The sequence below is a fragment of the Spirosoma sp. 209 genome, assembly GCF_002006735.1.
GTDB classification, from domain to species: Bacteria; Bacteroidota; Bacteroidia; order Cytophagales; family Spirosomataceae; genus Spirosoma; species Spirosoma sordidisoli.
In genome coordinates this window covers 610297-627916 of record NZ_MVEC01000006.1, presented here as the reverse complement: position 1 = coordinate 627916, position 17620 = coordinate 610297, and the positions used below count along the sequence as shown (strand labels likewise).

Genomic DNA, 17620 nt, shown 5'->3' with positions numbered 1-17620 from the left:
CCATTGATCGTTATTACGTGGAGCGCCCCGGCAGGAGCAGCGGTTGTAGCACGCGTCTACACCGCTCGATACCCGCCGGGGCGCTCTGTTGATACCTACCCATGACTGATCGAAAACCGACTACCGGACCACTGCTGGGTCTGCGGATTCTGGACCTGACGCGCCTGCTGCCGGGACCGCTCGGTACCATGCTGATGGCCGATATGGGCGCCGAGGTGATCAGGATAGAACTACCCGACGCTCCCGACTACGTACGGTCGTTTCCGCCCTATCTGAACGGCGAATCGGCTCATTACCTGGCTTATAACCGATCAAAGCGCAGCGTCCTGCTCGACTACCAGACGCCCGACGGGAAGGCCCGGTTTATGGAGCTGGTCAAGACGGCCGATGTGGTGGTAGAACAGTTCAGGCCGGGCTATCTCGACCGGCTGGGTCTTGGGTACGCCCACGCCCGCGCCGAAAATCCACGGATTATCTACGTGTCCGTTACCGGTTTTGGCCAGACCGGCCCGTACGCTCACCTGGCTGGGCACGATCTTAACTACCTGGCGCTGTCGGGCGTACTGAGCCTGACCGGGCTTCATCCTGACGAGCCACCCGTCGTTCCCGGCGTTCAGCTGGCCGATATCGCGGGCGGTTCGTACGGCTGCGTCATGGCTACCCTGGCCGCGCTCTACGCCCGCCAGCGAACCGGCGAGGGGCAGCACGTGGATGTCTCGATGACCGATGCGGTGATGCCGCTGCTGTCGGCGGCTTACGCGCTTCAGTCGGGCGGTGCCGACCACGAGACGTCCGGGCCGGTGGCGCGCGGGCAGCTGCCGCTGTCGGGGGGCTTACCCAACTACGGCGTATATGGCTGTCGGGATGGTGGGTACGTAGCCCTCGGTACGCTGGAGCCGAAGTTCTGGCAAAAATTCTGCAGGCTGGTCAATAAGCCCGACTGGCTGGGTTTTCTGCTGCCATCGGACCAGGAGCAGCTCCATTCGTTCAAAACCCGGATCGGGGCTTTGTTTCGGGAGAAAGACCGCGACGACTGGGCCCGTTTCGGGCTGGACAACGACCTGCTGATCACCCCCGTTTATACGCTGGCCGAACTCGACCGCGATCCGCAGCTGTCGGCCCGGCAGATGATCGTGACGCAGCAGCATCCGGTAGCGGGTTCGTTTCGGAGCATCGGCGTTCCGCTCAAGTTTTCGGCCACGCCCGCCCGGCCGGCCTGGCCCGCGCCCCAGCTGGGTGCCGATACCGAAGCGATCCTGGGAGCCACCCGCCCGGACGAATAACCTTATAGCCGGGCCGTTCGTTAAACAGGTATACGCAACGATCAACGTTATGAAACGCACCCTGTTTTTCACCACCCTGTTTAGCCTGGCTGTACTGGGGGCTGCTTCGGCCCAGAGTAACCAGTCGCCTACCATGCAGCAGTCGACCTCGACCGAAGAAACGCGACCGGCTAACCCGGTTCGGCCGAAGATGCAGCGCCGAACCCGCCAGGAACGCATGCAGATGGAAACCGGTCTGGACACCACTCTGCCCAAAAACCGGAAACAACGCAGGCTCCGGCCCGACTCGCTCCGTCGTGGCGGAGCTACCCGGGTCGATACCATACGGTAATACGCATTAGCATCTGAGAATACAACCAACCAACACGTTATGATTACGTATCTGATAGGGGCATGCCTGGCCGTATCGCTGGCGCAGGCTGACCCGCAATCGCCTAAACAAACGGGTTCTACGAAGGCTGCCTCAGGATCAGCCACTGCCGCAACGGCAAAGCCCGCATCGGCCACGGCACCAGCGCGCCCGCTTCCCGACCATCCGCTGTCTACCAAGTTGCAGGATGAGAACAACAGTAACCCCTACTACCGGAAGGAAAAAGCGAGTGGCCGGGGTACCAAGCGGGAGTACACCCCCCGCCGAACCGCATCGGGTACCCGGAAAGACACCATGAACCAGCGCCGACCCTAAGGCCTGTAACGAAACATGGCGCTGGCCACACGAACCGGTGTAGTTAGCGCCATGCTTCGTTAGTCAGGCTGGGGTTAGTCCGCTTTCTGTCGTTCTTCCTTGCGGGCCTCCCGTTTGGCTTTGCGCTCGGCTTTTCGCTCCTCACGCTTTTCCTGTCGCTCGGCCTTTCGCTCTGCGCGTTTGGCTTTAAAATCGTCTTTAAAGTCCTTGAGCGCATCCTGTAGGGTAATATTGTTGTCGAACTCGCCCCGGAAGGCTTCGATATACGCGTTGCGGAGTACGCCGAAGATCGTGGGCCAGACCGCCGTTTTTACATCATCGATGGTGCCGTTGAGCGGGATGCGCGTAGCTACCTGATCGAGCCGCTGATTTTTCAGGACCGCCGTTCCGCCCTGCGCCAGCAGTTCGGTGAAGAACCGCCCCACCGACCGACCTTCGTGCTCGTTCAGCTTGAAGATCTTCATGTCTTTGGTCAGGGGTTTGAGATAGCCGTTCAGCTTGCTGTCGAGCATAGCCATCTCGCTATAAATGCTTACGGTACCGCGCTCAAAATCAATGTTGGCGTATTCGCGGGCCAGGTTGTTGATTTTGACCAGCTGCACGTCGGTGAAGCGCATGTTATAATCGAAGTCAGGCACGGCTTTCAGCAGATTCATATTGGCCGAGAAGTCCATTTTGCCGCTATAGCCCGGCGCATCGGCCGTGGCGACTACCGGCGAAGGTAGCTTCTTGTTGGCGTCGTCTACGTTCCGGATGTTCCGGATTTCGGCGTTGAAATGCTGGAGCGACAGATCGGCCCGGGGCTGGGTAACCAGACTGGTCAGATCGATTTTGCCGTTGATGACCGCAAACCGGTTGATGTTGATCGGAAGAAGCTTTTTGAGATAGGCCGTCCAGTCGACTTCGGCACCCGTCTGATTACTGGCTTCATCGTCGCTGAAGGCAAAATTCAGCTCCGGTTCGTACGCTTCTACCTCACTAACCAGTTTGCCCTTGAAGAGCGATTTCCACTCTACAGACAGGTCGGTCTTGGGCATGTACAGGAAAGGCTCTTTGATTTTGCCGTTTACCTTTCTGATGCGGAGACCGTCGAGCTGGTAAGCGCCCCGAATCAGCTGGATGTCGATATCGTCGACGTGGCCTGTGTAATCACCCATATCGGCCAGCGTCCTGTTCACATACTTGAGTACGAAATAAGGCAGTAGCAGCCGGGCTATAATCAGCAGGGCGACCAGGGCCAGTACGATCTTTGTTGTGCGTTTCAAAACGTTGCGTGAATTGGTGTAACGTTTTGTTAACACATAAAAAAGAACTGGTGTTTAGCCCAGTACGTGAATAGACCAGTTGATCACGTACCGGGCCAGGGCGATGGAGGCCTACCGGTCGAGCGAGAAACGCCGGCCGTTGAGGGTGGTGTATTTAAAGTCGGTGCCTCCGTTGAAGGCTACGTCGTCGAGGTTGGTCTGCCGCGGAAAGTGAACATATTTGAAATCGGCGTTGCCGTCGAAACGGGCCGACTTAAAGGTTACGCCTTCGTCAAATTTGGTGTATTTAAAATCGGCCGAGCGGTCGAAATGGGCTTTGGCAAACAGGGCCTGCTCGTCAAATTTGGTATATTTGAAATCGGCATAGCCCCGGAAGTTCGAACCGCTGAAGTCGGCCGCCGAGTTAAACTTGGTGTATTTGAACAGGGCTTCGTTCCGGAAGGTGTTGCCGGTAAACTGCGCCTGTTGCCGGAAGGCTGAGTACTTGAAGGCCGCGTCATCGCTGAAGGTGCAGTTCTCGATCGTGACGGCTTCGTTGAAATCGGCATTGTAAACCCGGTTGCTGATCTTCATGAACCGGCCCTCTTCGCTCCGGTAGGCCAGAAACTTGCCATCGAACCGGCAGTTGCGGAACGTAAGCGGTACCTCCACCGTGCTCAGGTACTCTTCTGACTCGCCCCGCCAGTTACCATCCCGAACTTCGCGCCGGTTGGCAAGGCTGGTCAGGTCGAGGTCGCCGGTTACGGTGACGTTCTCGTACGAAACGGTTTGTTTCCGGTTGATCTTATCGATGATCTCTGTAGCAGAGACGGTACGCTGGGCCAGCGCCGGGGTCAGTAGTACGAGCGCCAGCAGGAAGGAGGTCAGGATGGTTTTCATGGAGTCTGTGTTGCGTTTGCGGTAAAGATGCAGACGGTCGCACGAAGGTTGCGCCGGCAACCAACAAAAACGCCGAATCCGTTTCCAGATTCGGCGCCAGCGGGTTCGGCCGCCTGTCGGCTGCTATTAGTCCATCCACATAACCTTATCGTAAGCGATTTCGTAGTCCATCTCCTGGAGGGGGAGCAGCCCACTGAATCGCCCGTGCTCATCGGTCTGGACGGCGTTCCAGAGACCCGACGCGTCGCGCAGCAGTAGTTTATAGCCGTACAGCGGATGCAGCGTTTTCTGATCGGTGCGATGGTCCCAACCGGTTTGCAGCTCGATAGCAAACCCGATCCGATCCAGCACATCGTCCATCTGGTTGGCCAGGCTGTCGGCCCCGTCGAGTTCTTCAATCCACAGAACAAGCCCGTCGGTACCCCAGTCGAACTGAAGCGGAGTAGCTGTCAGGGTGATTACGGATGCATTCATAGAGTTGTTGGGTTAAAACGCGACTGAACGCGTCTGTTGTGTGCTAAGCGGTCAGGCTTTGCCAGGCTGTTCTGCCTGCCGGCTGGGGGAGTTGTTGCTCCTCGCGCCATTTACGAAGCCAGAACCGGTATTTTTTGCGGCCATAGTCGATGAAGCCGGGAATAGACGTGGCATCGACCGCAAACAACCGGTGGGGTCGCTGTTTCATCACGCCTACGAAGACAAACCTGAACTGGCGGGTATCGGCCCACTCGGCCGTTGCCGCATGCCGCAGGCTATCGATGTAGAAGGCAGCCTGCCGGTCGTAGTCGTAGGTATAGCAGGACTCCAGAAACTGGGCCTGCGTTCGGGCCGAAGTGGTCTTTATATCGATGACGAGGGCGTTGCGTCGTTTGGGGCTGGTATATACCATATCCAGGCGGGATTTGCAGCCAACCCCCGTTGTCGGATCATCCCAGAGGATTACCCGTTCGCGTTCGGACAGGCGCAGGTAGCGTCGGCAGAACGTATCCCGCCGGATGGTTTGCATCAGCGTTGCCAGCTTGTCGGTTTGCTGAAGGGCCAGCTCGGGCGAGTGGGCATCGAACAGACCCGGCACCAGATCGGGCAGCAACTGCGTCAGCACCGAGCCTACCGTTTCAGGTTCGAGCAGATGCTGATGAAACGCCCGGCCAAACACTTTCGCTTTCTCAAAATTGGCCTGGGCCGCCGGAATACGCATCGGATGCCCCGTACCATAGCCCAGGTGTTCTTCTTTCAGGCGTGTCAGATCGGAGTTCGACACCCGCGCCAGCGCCCGGTAGTCGTCATCGGTACTGACCTGAGGTTGTATGATCATAAACGAAGGGGAGAGAGAAAGAATACGGAAAGCAAATAGGGCAGCTTCTGAAGCCGCCCTACTGATTTAGCCTGCTGCCAGCAGGTCTGGTTCGTCGGCCGTAATCAGGAACGGATTGTAGTAGTTCATCGCCGTTTTGATGTTGGCAATGTCGGTCAGCGTCTCCTGCCTGAAGATTTTGGTTTCCTGGGCAAACTGTTTCAGCGGAGCCGTTTGCGCGGGATCGGCCATCTTATAGGAGAAGGTAGCGATGTAATAAACACCCCGCGGCTGAATTTTGGTGTTCTCTTTTTTCTCAGCTACGGCGGTGATGACCACATCGGCCAGCGTGAGATCATCGTAGTACAACGGTTCGATCAGCCGGAATATATTGTCGACCGAATAGCCATGGAACAGGATCGCGGACACGCAGTTCTTATCGTCGATGAAAAAGATCTCCGCCCAGTTTTTAGTGCCCATATTCAGGATATTATCGGTAAAAATCCGCCAGGCAATGGGCTGAAACGTCAGGGTCCGTCCTACTTTTTCGGTGCCGTTGATATTGAACACACCTTCTTTCGCATCGAAGCGATACTGACGCGGGTGTCCTTCCAGGTATTTGTAACGCCGGGGCAGGGCCGCAGTAGTTACTTCGTCTGGTTGTTCGTGTACCTTTTGATTCGCTTTCAGAGCGGTTTCGCTTTGAATTGTCGAAAGTTGGGTTTTGTTTTGTGTGTTCATTAGTATTTGTTGTTTACTGTTCAAGCAGGGGGCCCATTTTGCGGTCCCTTTTGCCTTTTATAAGGGTGTTGTTTATAGCATTAAATTTACACAGTTTTACGTATAATACCAAGCCATTCCGGCGATTTGTTGGTCTAATTTTACAGGTAAATAGGTAAAATAAAGATCGTTACCCTTACCCGTGTTTATGCGTTCCTGGCAGGGGCCTGCCAGGTTGTATCTCTTCCTTTCACTGCCCGTCTATGATTCATTCGCGTCTGCAGGAATTAATCGATGCTCTGAACGTGAGCGTTCTTGAATTTGCCCGCCAGCTAGGCGAACGCCGGGGCGAAAAAGTATACCATATCCTGCACGGCCGGCTGAAACCCCGCTACGATACGATCGAGAAAATACTCCTGGCCTACCCGCAGGTCAACGCCGACTGGCTACTCCGGGGCGAAGGACTTATGTTCAAACAGCTAAACTCGCCGTCGGCTGCCATTACGACAGAAGAGCGATTGCGGAACATGGAATTTCTGCTGTTTCAGCTAACGGAGCGGGTTTCGCTCCTCCAGGAAACCAACGACCAGCTGCTGGTAGAATTACGCAGACTGGGGGGAAAGCTATAAATTAGGTATTGTCTATATATATACTATTTTATTGAACTAATCAAAGATTTTTTAAAGTTTTTCTATTTATGAATAAGATTATTCTGATATGTAATTAGCTATAATTGATATAACTGAAAATTATACGGTATTTTGCGTAAGTACAAATACGCATTCTTAACCTAAACTATTGCTACACTTATGATGAACATCTTCTGTTCTACAGTAAGATTGTGTCTGCTGATGAGCTTATTACTCATCGGGACAGTGGGATACGGACAAGGCACCGTCCGAACAGGTCGGGTAACCGGCCAGGCCGATGGCGGGGGGATTCCCGGTGTCAACGTGTCCGTAAAGGGAACGACCCGGGGGGTAACTACAAACGCCAGTGGGGAATTTAGCATTCCGGTCAACAATGGGCAGGTGCTGGTTTTTTCGTTTATCGGCTACAAAGCCCAGGAAGTGGCGGTTGGAAACCAGACAACGATCAATGTAACACTGGCCGAAGATGTTTCGACGCTGAGTGAAGTCGTTGTTACAGGGTACAGCGCTCAGTCACGGCGCGACATTACGGGGGCGGTCGCTACCGTGAATACCAAGGAGTTACTGTCTATTCCGGCTACGGATGTGGCCCAGCAGCTGCAGGGTCGCGTGGCGGGTGTAACGGTTGTCAACGATGCTACACCGGGCGGTAGCGCTACCGTACGTATCCGTGGATTCGGTACGATTGGTAACAATGATCCACTCTATATCATTGACGGTGTACCCACCCAGAACCTCGGTACGATCAACCAGAACGACATCGAAACCTTCCAGGTGCTGAAGGATGCGTCGGCTTCATCGATCTACGGATCGCGGGCTGCCAACGGCGTTGTGATCATCACGACCAAGAAAGGAAAAGCCGGTGCTTCGAAGGTTACCTTCGATATGTACTACGGGTCGCAGCAGTGGGCTAAGAAAGGCGAAGTGCTGAACGCCGAGGAGCTGGGCCGGTATTTATACTTAGCTGACATAAACGCTGGCAAAACACCGTCTCACGGTCAGTATACCTACGGAACCAACGGTCAGGTAACGATTCCGGCGTATGTATTCCCCAGCAAAGGGGCTGAAGGGTCGGCTGGTGTAAACCCGAACCTGTACTCGCTCACGCCGAGCAACATCTATCCGATTACCCGTTCTGCCAACACCAACTGGTTCGATGAGGTATCGCGTACGGCGCCCATCCAGAACTATCAGCTGGGCGCTACGGGTGGTTCAGAGACGGGCCGCTACGCACTGTCGGTCAACTATTTCAACCAGCAGGGTACGGTTAGGTATATCGGCTATGACCGCTACTCGGTTCGGGCCAATACCGAATTCAACATCAAGAAGCGGATTCGCGTGGGCGAAAACCTGACGGTGGCTTACAGCAGCCGGAAGGGTGGTTTCAACAACAATGAAGAGCAGAACGCCGTATCGGGTTCGTACAAGCACCACCCGCTGCTGCCGGTTTATGATATCGCTGGTAACTTCGCCGGTAGCCGTGGTCTGAACCTGGGTAACAACTCCAACCCCGTAGCAACGCTGTTTCGGGAGCAGGACAACCGCTACAACAGCTTACGCGTATTCGGTAATGCCTACGCAGAAGTTGACCTGAGCTCGGGTCTGACGGCCCGCACAACCATTGGTATCGACGCCAATGGTGACCGCGCCAAGTACCTGGGCCGGGCTAACCCCGAGTACATCGAGGGTAGCTTCAACAATAGCCTGACCGACCAGAATCGTTATGCCTACCAGTGGGTATGGACCAACACCCTGAACTACTCGCGTACGTTTAACACCGTTCATAAAGTTGATGCCTACATCGGTACCGAAGCCATCCGTCAGTACCAGGAGTTCTTCGGCGCGGCCCGGAGCGGTTTCTTCAACGAGCAGCTGGCTATTCAGAGCTACCTGGATCTGGGTACCCAGTCGTCGGCCAGTAACGAAGGTCGCCTGGAGCAGGACTATACGCTGTTCTCGATCTTCGGTAAAGTCAACTACGCATTCGGCGATAAGTACCTGATTCAGGGGATCATCCGTCAGGATAAATCGTCGCGCTTCCTGTCGGCTTCGAACAGTGCTCTGTTCCCGGCTGTATCGGCAGGCTGGCGGATTTCGCAGGAGAATTTCTTTAAAAACAACGTGGCCTTCGTTAACGACATGAAGCTGCGTTTTGGATACGGTCTGACGGGTAACCAGGCTATCGGTGACTACAACGCGTATACGACCTACCAGTCGAACACCTTCAACTCGGGCTATCCGATTGACGGAAGCACCAGCACCGCAACGGCCGGTTTCGATATTCGTCGTTTCGGTAACCCCAATGCCAAATGGGAAGCTACGGCCTCGACCAACATCGGTCTGGACGTAACCCTGCTGTCGAACAAACTGGAGGTGAACTTCGACGTATGGAGCCGCAAAACAACCGACATGCTCTTCACGACGCCCTTTACCTTCACGGCGGGCGATGCTGAAGTACCCGCCTTCAACGTAGGTAGTATGCAGAACCGCGGTGTCGATCTGGCGATCAGCTATCGGGACCGGGTTGGTGATTTCCGCTACGGGGTCAGCGCTAACGTGGCTACCTATCGGAACAAGGTGCTGAAACTGGACGAAAGCGATAACACCCGCTACTTCGGTTACGGCTCGCGCGTACCGGCTGTAACGGTAACGCAGGCCGGTCTGCCCATCTCGTCTTTCTTCGGCTATAAAGTGCTGGGTATCTTCCAGTCAGAAGAAGAAGCAAAAGCCTGGGCTCCCTATGGTGACTACAACCGGGCCGGTAAATTCAAGATTGCCGACATCAACGGTGATAACGTAATTACCGATGCTGACCGGACGGTTATTGGCAACCCGCACCCCGATTTCACCTATGGTCTGAACGTGAACCTTGGCTACAAGAACTTCGATCTGACCATCTTCGGCAGCGGTTCGCAGGGGAACGATATCTTCAACTATACGCGCTACTTCTCGGATTTCAATACCTTCCAGGGTAACCGCTCACGCCGGGCGCTGTACGATGCCTGGTCGCCAACGAACCCCGGTGGTACGGTGCCCATCCCGGATGCCAACGACCAGGTTAGCAGCCGCCCTTCGTCGTACTTCATCGAAGATGGTTCGTATTTCCGCCTGAAAAACCTGCAACTGGGCTATACGCTGCCAACGACGCTGCTGTCTAAAATCGGTCTGAGCAGCGCTCAGGTGTATATCCAGAGCCAGAACCTGCTGACCTTCACCAAGTACGAAGGCCTGAACCCGGAGATCAGTATCTCCAACAACTTCAATGCGGATAGAAACCGCAACCTTGGCTTCGATGGTGGTTACCTGCCCGTATCGAGAACGTTGTTGTTCGGCCTGAGCTTAGGTTTCTAATTCAACTACTACCATTCGAAAAAACGCATAGATTCCATGCAGACAATTCATAAAAGAATAGCTACGACGGCCCTGACACTTGCTGGTGTGCTGGTGTTGAACGCTTGTAACGACAAATTCCTGACGCGGGAGCCACAGGGCCAGTACAGTCCGGCGTCGCTGACCAACGGCAAAGGAATTGAAGGCCTCCTGATCGGAGCCTACGGGATGCTCGATGGCGAAGGAATTGGAGGCCAGGCATCGTGGGAAAACGAAGTTCAGAACTGGGTATTCGGCGGTATTCCGTCCGACGATGCCTACAAAGGTACTGACGCGGGTGACCAGCCTGAGCAGACGTTTATCGAGCGCTATGACTTTCAGGCCACCAACGGCCACATCCGTAACAAATGGCGGGGTCTCTACGAAGGCGTTGCCCGTTGTAACGACGTGCTTGACAACCTGACCAACGTAAAGGATATCAGCGACGCCCGCAAGAAGCAGATCGAAGCCGAAGCGAAATTCCTCCGTGGCTACTACCATTTCGAAGCCCGTAAGATTTTCCGCTATGCGCCGTATATCGATGAGAAAGCGTACGATGCCAACGACCCGAACTCGACCAAGCTGCCCAACACCGCCGAGATCTGGCCAAATATCGAAGCTGACTTCACCGCTGCCGCTGCCACCCTTCCCGAAACGCAGGCAGAACCCGGTCGTCCAACCAAATGGGCCGCACTGGCTCACCTCGGAAAGACCTATATGTACCAGGGCTTCGACATTGCTACGGGTGCGCCCAACGCAGCTAAACTGCAGCAGGCCAAAACGGTGCTCGACCAGGTCGTGAACAGCGGTAAGTTCAGCCTGATCGACAACTTCTCGCAGAATTTCGATTCTGATACGCGTAACAACCGGGAGTCGATCTTTGAAGTACAGTATGCCAAGTCGGCTTCGGACGATGGCGCGTCGACCCGTGGTATGGGCCTGGCTCACCCGTATGCGTCGCCCTGGGGCTGCTGCGGGTTCTATCAGCCCTCGCAGAACCTGGTTAACGCCTATAAAACCGATGCCAATGGCCTGCCGCTGTTCGACACGTTCAACAATGTGGACGTGAAAAACGACCAGGGTATCCCGCTCGATGGTGCCTTCACGCCCGATGCGGGTACCTTTGACCCGCGTCTTGACTGGACGGTTGGTCGCCGGGGAATTCTGTATAAGGATTTCAAAATCCATAACAGCGACTTCATCCGCGATCAGACTTATGCCGGTCCTTACTCGCCGAAAAAGCACGTGGCTTCGAAGAAAAACACGCTGCTGGGCGTTGGCTGGCAGAACCTGACCGCCAACAACTACCGGCTTATCCGCTATGCCCACGTACTGCTGTGGCTGGCCGAAGCTGAGGTTGAAATCGGTAGCCTGTCGCGCGCTCGTGACCTGACAAACCTGGTTCGGAAACGGGCCGCCAACCCGGCTGATTTCGTGAAGAAAGCGATTCAGGGTTCAACCCGCGACGCGTATACCGAAACGGCGGAGCCGGCCGCTAACTACGTAATTAAGGAATATCCGGCGTCCGTATTTGCCTCGAAAGAGTCGGCTCGCAAAGCCGTTCGCTTCGAGACTCGCCTGGAGTTTGCTATGGAAGGCCACCGTTTCTTTGACCTGGTGCGCTGGGGTATCGCTGCCGACGTGCTGAATACGTACGTTACAAAAGAAGGTGACAAACGGACTTACCTGAAAGGCGCCCGCTTTACCAAAGGCAAACACGAGTACTACCCGGTGCCGCAGGAAGCGATCGATAACGCGTTCAAAGGCGGTCAGCCAACGCTGGTGCAGAACCCGGCTTACAAATAGTATACACTACTTAGTTAGTTTTTACCAAAAGGGGCTCTCCTGTTAACAGGAGAGCCCCTTTTGGTCTTGTATACGCATATAGGTGTCATTTTGTATATTAATAATATAGGGTGTATATATTTATAGGACTACAGGATAATTATAAGATGAATTAGGACTCATTAAGAGCGTATAAATCGGGTCAATTGTTGGCGTATTTCAGATTTACCAATAAGTTGTCATAGTTAGCTATGCTACTTAAGTAATTATACGTCAACCTATTAAACCGTTTGCTCAATGAAAAACTTCTTGAGGACTACTGTCCGTCTGGGGGTGCTGATGGGGCTACCACTGGCTGGTCTTACCGCCCTGGGGCAGGGAACACCTACTGGCCAGCCCAGTACAACCGCTACGCAGGGTACAGCGCAGCCGCCAGCTACCACACCCACACCCGCCGAGCGAGCTATCATGGGCGGAGAACCATCAACTCCGCAAAGCAGTACGCCTATCACCAGCACCGCTACCACACCCTCGGCCGCGACTCCGGCTCCGCAACCTGCCGCTCCGGCACCCGCCCCGGGTCAGGGAACGGGCGCTACTCAGCCCGGGCCCGGCGGCAACCGAACCGGTAAGGTGATTGACCGCGCTTCGGGAACGGGCCTGCCCGGCGTAAACGTAGCCATCAAAGGCACTACACGGGGCGTATCGACCGATGCGGAAGGCAACTTCCGGCTCCAGGCACCCGACGATGCGGTACTTGTGTTTTCGTTCATTGGTTACCGACCCCAGGAGGTGGCCGTTGGCGGACAAACCAGCCTGAATGTGACGCTGGTCGAAGATGTGTCGACGCTGAATGAAGTCGTCGTTACCGGATACGCTACCCAGGAGAAAAAAGACATCACCAGCGCCGTAACGGTGATCCAGACCAAGGAGCTGCTGTCGGTGCCGGCGGCTAACCTGGGGCAGCAGCTACAGGGGCGCGCGGCCGGGGTGCAGGTGTTGCAGGATAACTCGCCCGGTGGAGGAGCCAGTATCAGAATCCGTGGGTTCGGAACGCTGGGTAACAATAACCCGCTCTACGTGATCGATGGCGTGCCAACCCGCGAAAATTTAAATAACCTAAACCAGAACGACATTGAGAGTATCCAGATTCTGAAAGATGCCACCTCGGCGTCGATTTACGGATCGCGGGCCGGGAATGGCGTCGTTATCATCACGACCAAGAAAGGGAAATCGGGCGAGCCGCGCCTGACGTTCGATTCCTACTACGGAACCCAGCAGCCAACCCGCTACCTCGACCTGCTCAACACCCGCGAGTATGGCGAGTATCTGTGGGCCAGCAAACGGAATGCGGGGGTCGTTAACCCGGCCAACGGAAATCCGCAGCAGGCGCAGTACGGTAACGGTCCCGAGCCTGTCATTCCGGCCTTTATCGTTCCGGACGGAGCCTCGGCCGATGATCCGCGCGTAGCCCGCAATCCGGACGGGACCTATCGAAACTACAGCATCGATCGCTTCAATGATCCGCTCTTCGGGTCGCAGCGGTTCCAGATCACCCAGGCCAATGCCGAAGGGACCGACTGGCTGCGTGAGATCATGACGTCGGCGCCCATTCAGAACTACAACATTGGTTTGTCGGGCGGTACGGAAAAAGGGCGCTACGCCCTCTCGGTAGGGTATTTCAACCAGGAAGGGATTATCCGGGCCAACGGGTTCAAGCGCTACACGCTGCGGGCCAATACCGAGTTTACCATCAAGAACAAAGTACGCGTCGGCGAAAACCTGCAGCTGGTACTGGCGCAGCGGACGGGTGGTTTCCGGAACGAAGGTACCGAGGGTAACGGAATCCTGATGGCTATCCGGATGCAGCCTATCGTTCCGGTATATGATGTGGCCGGTAACTACGCCGGTACGCTGGGCAGCAACCTGGGTAATGCAAAAAACCCGGTAGCCCTGCTCGAACGGGCCGGGCAGAACGGCTACCGCGATCTGCGGGCGCTGGGCAACGTATATGCCGAAGCGGACATCCTGAAGGACTTCACCCTCCGGAGCAGTTTTGGACTCGACGGCACCATTGCCTACGGCACCTATTACGGTATTCCCGAGCCCGAAGCCTCGGAGCCGGTGCGAACCTACAGCGTGCGGAAAGACGGTCAGTACCGGTATTCGTGGACATGGACCAATACCCTTTCGTACAAGAAGACCTTCGCCAGTGTACACAACGTCAACGCCTTCGTAGGGCTTGAGTCCATTTCGGCTTTTGGCGAATTCATCGAAGGCTTCCGCGCTCGGTATTACAGCGGAGATCCCTCGCTGCTGTACCTCGACATAGGCGACCAGGCTACCCAGACGAACCGGAACTACGCCTTCAACGACTACCGGCTGTTCTCGTACTTCGGGCAGGCCAACTATTCGTATCGCGATAAATACCTCTTCCAGGCTACCCTGCGTCGGGATGCTTCGTCGCGCTTCCTGGCGGCTCAGCGCTATGCTACCTTCCCGGCCGTATCGGCGGGCTGGCGCATTACGGGCGAGCCGTTTATGAAAGGGATTCCGACCATCAGCGACCTCAAACTGCGGGCGGGCTGGGGCCAGACGGGTAACCAGGAAATTGGCGATTACAACGCCTACACCACCTACGCGGCCGACTTCGACCGGGGTGGCTACAGCCTCAACGGCAACCCGAACGCCTATAACACCGGTTTTGCGATTCAGCGCTTCGGGAACCCTAACGCCCGCTGGGAGACTACGACTTCTATCAACGTGGGACTCGACGCCGGTCTGTTCAACAACGCGCTCGAAGTAAACCTCGACGTGTACGAACGAAAGACAACCGGACTCCTCTATACCCGCCCCCGGCCGGCAACGGTAGGGCAGGGCGATCTGCCCGCCGAGAACGTAGCTGCCATCCGGAACCGGGGTGTCGACCTGCAGGTCAGCTACCGCGGTAAAGCCCTCGATAACAACATTCGCTACACGGTGACGGGGAACTTCTCTACCTATCGGAACCAGGTGCTGGAGCTGAACCCCGCCAGCCCGAACGAGCCGCTGCTGGGACTTGGGTCGCGTTTGCCCGCCGTAACCCGGTCGGTGGTAGGACAGCCGATTTCGTTGTTCTACGGCTATATCATCGACGGTATTTTCCAGACGGCCGAAGAAGCGGCAGCGGCCCCGCAGTTCCCGGGCTACAACGATGCCGAGGTAGTAATCAACGGCCAGCGCGTTAAGGGTGTGGGTAAGTTCAAATACCGCGACATCAACAACGACGGCCAGATTACGGCCGACGACCAGGCGTTTATCGGCAATCCGCACCCCAAATTCAACTACGGTCTGAACGTCTCGGTCGGGTATAAGAACTTCGATCTGACGGTGTTTGGGCAGGGGGTTGCCGGCAACGATGTCTTCAACTACGTGCGCTACTGGACCGACTTCAACACCTTCCAGGGCAACCGGACGAAAGACGTGCTCTACAACTCCTGGACGCCCGAGAATCCCGGTGCCAAGCTGCCGATTCTCGACGAGAACGATGCCATCAGCAGCCGCGCATCGAGCTATTTCATCGAAAAAGGGTCGTACTTCCGGATGCGTAACATCCAGCTGACCTACTCGCTGCCCAAAGGGTTCGGGAGCCGGCTGGGCCTCAACGGTGGCAGCCTCTACGTGCAAACCACCAATGCGTTTACCATTACCAAATACAGCGGACTGGACCCCGAAATCACCCTGCGGAACTCATCGGCCACCGGCGAAGATCGCCAGCTTGGCGTTGACGAAGGTCGTTACCCAACACCCCGGCAGTTTCTGGTGGGTCTGAATCTGGCTTTTTAACTCTTGCTGCACATACTCATGAAAAACATAAAGAAATGGGGCTATGCCGGTATGCTATCGGTAGTAGTCATGACAATGAACGGCTGCGGTGAAGATTTTCTGACCCGTACGCCACAGGGCACCTTCAGTCCCGATGCCGTAACCGATGCCCGCGGTATCGAAACCTTGCTGACGGGCGCCTACGGCCTGCTGGATGGTATTCCGGCCAGCGGGTCAACCTGGCACGGGGCGGTTTCGAACTGGGTGTTCGGGGGCGTCACGTCCGACGATGCCTATAAAGGTACGGACGCCGGTGACCAGCCCGAGCAGACCGCCCTCGAACGCTACGTGTGGGTGGTTACCAACGAACACGTGCGGGGCAAATGGCGAACCCTCTACAACGGGGTGTCGCGGACCAACGACGTGCTGGATAACCTGGCCCAGGTCCAGAATCTGGATACGGCCCGTCGGCGGGTCATTACGGCCGAAGCCCGGTTCCTGCGCGGCTTCTACCACTTCGAAGCCAAAAAGATGTGGAACAACATTCCGTATATCGACGAGCAGGATTACAACAAGGAAGTGCCCGATAGCGCCAAGGTGCCCAATACCGAAAACGCCTGGCCGCGGATCGAAGCCGACTTTCAGTTTGCCATGCAGAACCTGCCCGATCAGTTTTCGGGCGAGCCGGGCCGGGCTACCCGCTGGGCTGCCATGGGTATGCTGGCCAAATGCTACATGCATCAGGCTTTCGATCCGTATACGGGAGCACCCAACAACGCCAAGCTGCAGCAGGCGCAAACCCTGCTGAATCAGATTATAGCCAGCGGGCGGTTTGCGCTGATGCCCAATTTCGGCGACAATTTCTCGGCGGCTCCGGCCAATCGGAATAACCGCGAATCGCTGTTTGAGGTGCAGTACTCGGTTACGTCGTCGGCCGGTGGGGGCGGGGGGCTGGGCGATGAGCTGGCCTGGCCTTACAATACCGGGCCGGGGGGCTGCTGCGGATTCTATCAGCCCTCGCAGAACCTGGTCAATGCCTATAAAACCGATGCTAACGGCCTGCCGCTGCCAGCTACCTTTAATAACACCGACGTTACCAGCGACCAGGGCATTACGTCGGACCAGCCGTTTACGCCCTATGCCGGCCCGCTGGACCCGCGTCTGGATCATACGGTAGGGCGCCGGGGTATTCCGTTCAAGGACTGGGGCGTTCATCCGGGTCGCGCCTGGATTCGGGATCAGGCCTATGCGGGGCCGTACTCGCCGATCAAGCACATTCCGGAGCGGCAGTTTTTTGGCGTAAACCCCGGCAACAACCGGCTTCACTCCAACAACTATCGGTATCTGCGGTACGATCATATTCTGCTGTGGGCCGCCGAAGTCGAGGTCGAAATCGGGAGTCTGGCCAAAGCCCGCGACTACGTGAACCAGATCCGGCGCCGGGCCGCCAACCCCGACGGCTTCGTTAAAACCGCTGCGGGTCAGCCGGCTGCCAATTACGTAATCAAGGAATACCCGGCTACCTCAACGGCCTTCGCCACCAAAGAAGCGGCCCGGCAGGCGGTGCGGTTCGAAAACCGGCTGGAGTTTGCCATGGAGGGGCACCGTTTCTTCGAGCTGGTACGCTGGGGTATTGCCGAACCCACCCTAAATGCTTACCTGACCACTGAGCGAACCAAACGGACCTACCTCACCGGGGCTACGTTCGTGAAGAACCGGAACGAGTTTTTCCCAATTCCGTTCGAGGAAATCCTGAACAGCAACCTGAACGGTCGGCCCACGCTGACGCAGAACCAGGGGTATCAATAGCCAACTGTCGGCAGATACGGCACAAAAGCAGGCACCCTTTACCGGGGTGCCTGCTTGGTTTAGATGCAAACAACCCGTCC

Annotated in this window: 13 protein-coding genes; 8 read left to right on the top strand and 5 right to left on the bottom strand. The window is 56.2% G+C overall.

Annotated elements, in window-relative coordinates; genetic code table 11:
- Positions 1–101: 101 nt before the first annotated feature.
- Genes B1C80_RS13630 through B1C80_RS13620 form a run of 3 tightly spaced genes read left to right on the top strand, consistent with a single transcriptional unit; the run spans position 102 to position 1968 of the window.
- Positions 102–1283, top strand: a complete 1182-nt coding sequence (locus B1C80_RS13630; RefSeq protein WP_077921712.1) for a CaiB/BaiF CoA-transferase family protein — start codon at positions 102–104, stop codon at positions 1281–1283.
- A 49-nt stretch (positions 1284–1332) separates the two neighbouring features.
- On the top strand, positions 1333–1614 hold the full coding sequence (locus B1C80_RS13625) for a hypothetical protein (RefSeq protein ID WP_077921711.1): 282 nt from the start codon (positions 1333–1335) through the stop codon (positions 1612–1614).
- Positions 1615–1653: 39 nt separating this feature from the next.
- Positions 1654–1968, top strand: a complete 315-nt coding sequence (locus tag B1C80_RS13620) for a hypothetical protein (protein WP_077921710.1) — start codon at positions 1654–1656, stop codon at positions 1966–1968.
- A 74-nt stretch (positions 1969–2042) separates the two neighbouring features.
- On the opposite strand, the gene B1C80_RS13615 is transcribed toward B1C80_RS13620, so the two are convergent.
- From B1C80_RS13615 to B1C80_RS13595, 5 genes are all read right to left on the bottom strand, one after another.
- A complete protein-coding gene (locus tag B1C80_RS13615) occupies positions 2043–3233 on the bottom strand; it encodes a DUF748 domain-containing protein (protein ID WP_077921709.1) in 1191 nt (396 codons plus the stop codon).
- Positions 3234–3344: 111 nt separating this feature from the next.
- The gene (locus B1C80_RS13610; RefSeq protein WP_077921708.1) at positions 3345–4112 is read right to left on the bottom strand and encodes a pentapeptide repeat-containing protein; all 768 of its coding nucleotides are present in this window, start codon (positions 4110–4112) and stop codon (positions 3345–3347) included.
- Positions 4113–4238: 126 nt separating this feature from the next.
- Positions 4239–4586, bottom strand: a complete 348-nt coding sequence (locus tag B1C80_RS13605) for a hypothetical protein (protein ID WP_077921707.1) — start codon at positions 4584–4586, stop codon at positions 4239–4241.
- Between the two features lie 43 nt (positions 4587–4629).
- The gene (locus B1C80_RS13600; protein WP_077921706.1) at positions 4630–5424 is read right to left on the bottom strand and encodes a PD-(D/E)XK nuclease-like domain-containing protein; all 795 of its coding nucleotides are present in this window, start codon (positions 5422–5424) and stop codon (positions 4630–4632) included.
- Positions 5425–5490: 66 nt separating this feature from the next.
- Entirely contained in the window at positions 5491–6144 is a 654-nt protein-coding gene (locus tag B1C80_RS13595) for a hypothetical protein (protein WP_077921705.1), read from the bottom strand.
- 242 nt (positions 6145–6386) lie between these two features.
- On the opposite strand from B1C80_RS13595, the gene B1C80_RS13590 reads away from it, so the two are divergent.
- From B1C80_RS13590 to B1C80_RS13570, 5 genes are all read left to right on the top strand, one after another.
- On the top strand, positions 6387–6752 hold the full coding sequence (locus tag B1C80_RS13590) for a helix-turn-helix transcriptional regulator (RefSeq protein WP_077921704.1): 366 nt from the start codon (positions 6387–6389) through the stop codon (positions 6750–6752).
- A gap of 222 nt (positions 6753–6974) precedes the next feature.
- Positions 6975–10124 (top strand): TonB-dependent receptor, encoded by a 3150-nt coding sequence (locus tag B1C80_RS13585; RefSeq protein WP_236648765.1) that lies wholly within the window; start codon positions 6975–6977, stop codon positions 10122–10124.
- Positions 10125–10160: 36 nt separating this feature from the next.
- Complete coding sequence (locus tag B1C80_RS13580) at positions 10161–11948, top strand: RagB/SusD family nutrient uptake outer membrane protein (protein WP_077921702.1); 1788 nt, start codon at positions 10161–10163, stop codon at positions 11946–11948.
- A 276-nt stretch (positions 11949–12224) separates the two neighbouring features.
- A complete protein-coding gene (locus tag B1C80_RS13575) occupies positions 12225–15752 on the top strand; it encodes a TonB-dependent receptor (RefSeq protein ID WP_236648763.1) in 3528 nt (1175 codons plus the stop codon).
- 18 nt (positions 15753–15770) lie between these two features.
- Entirely contained in the window at positions 15771–17540 is a 1770-nt protein-coding gene (locus B1C80_RS13570) for a RagB/SusD family nutrient uptake outer membrane protein (protein ID WP_077921701.1), read from the top strand.
- Positions 17541–17620 lie beyond the last annotated feature (80 nt).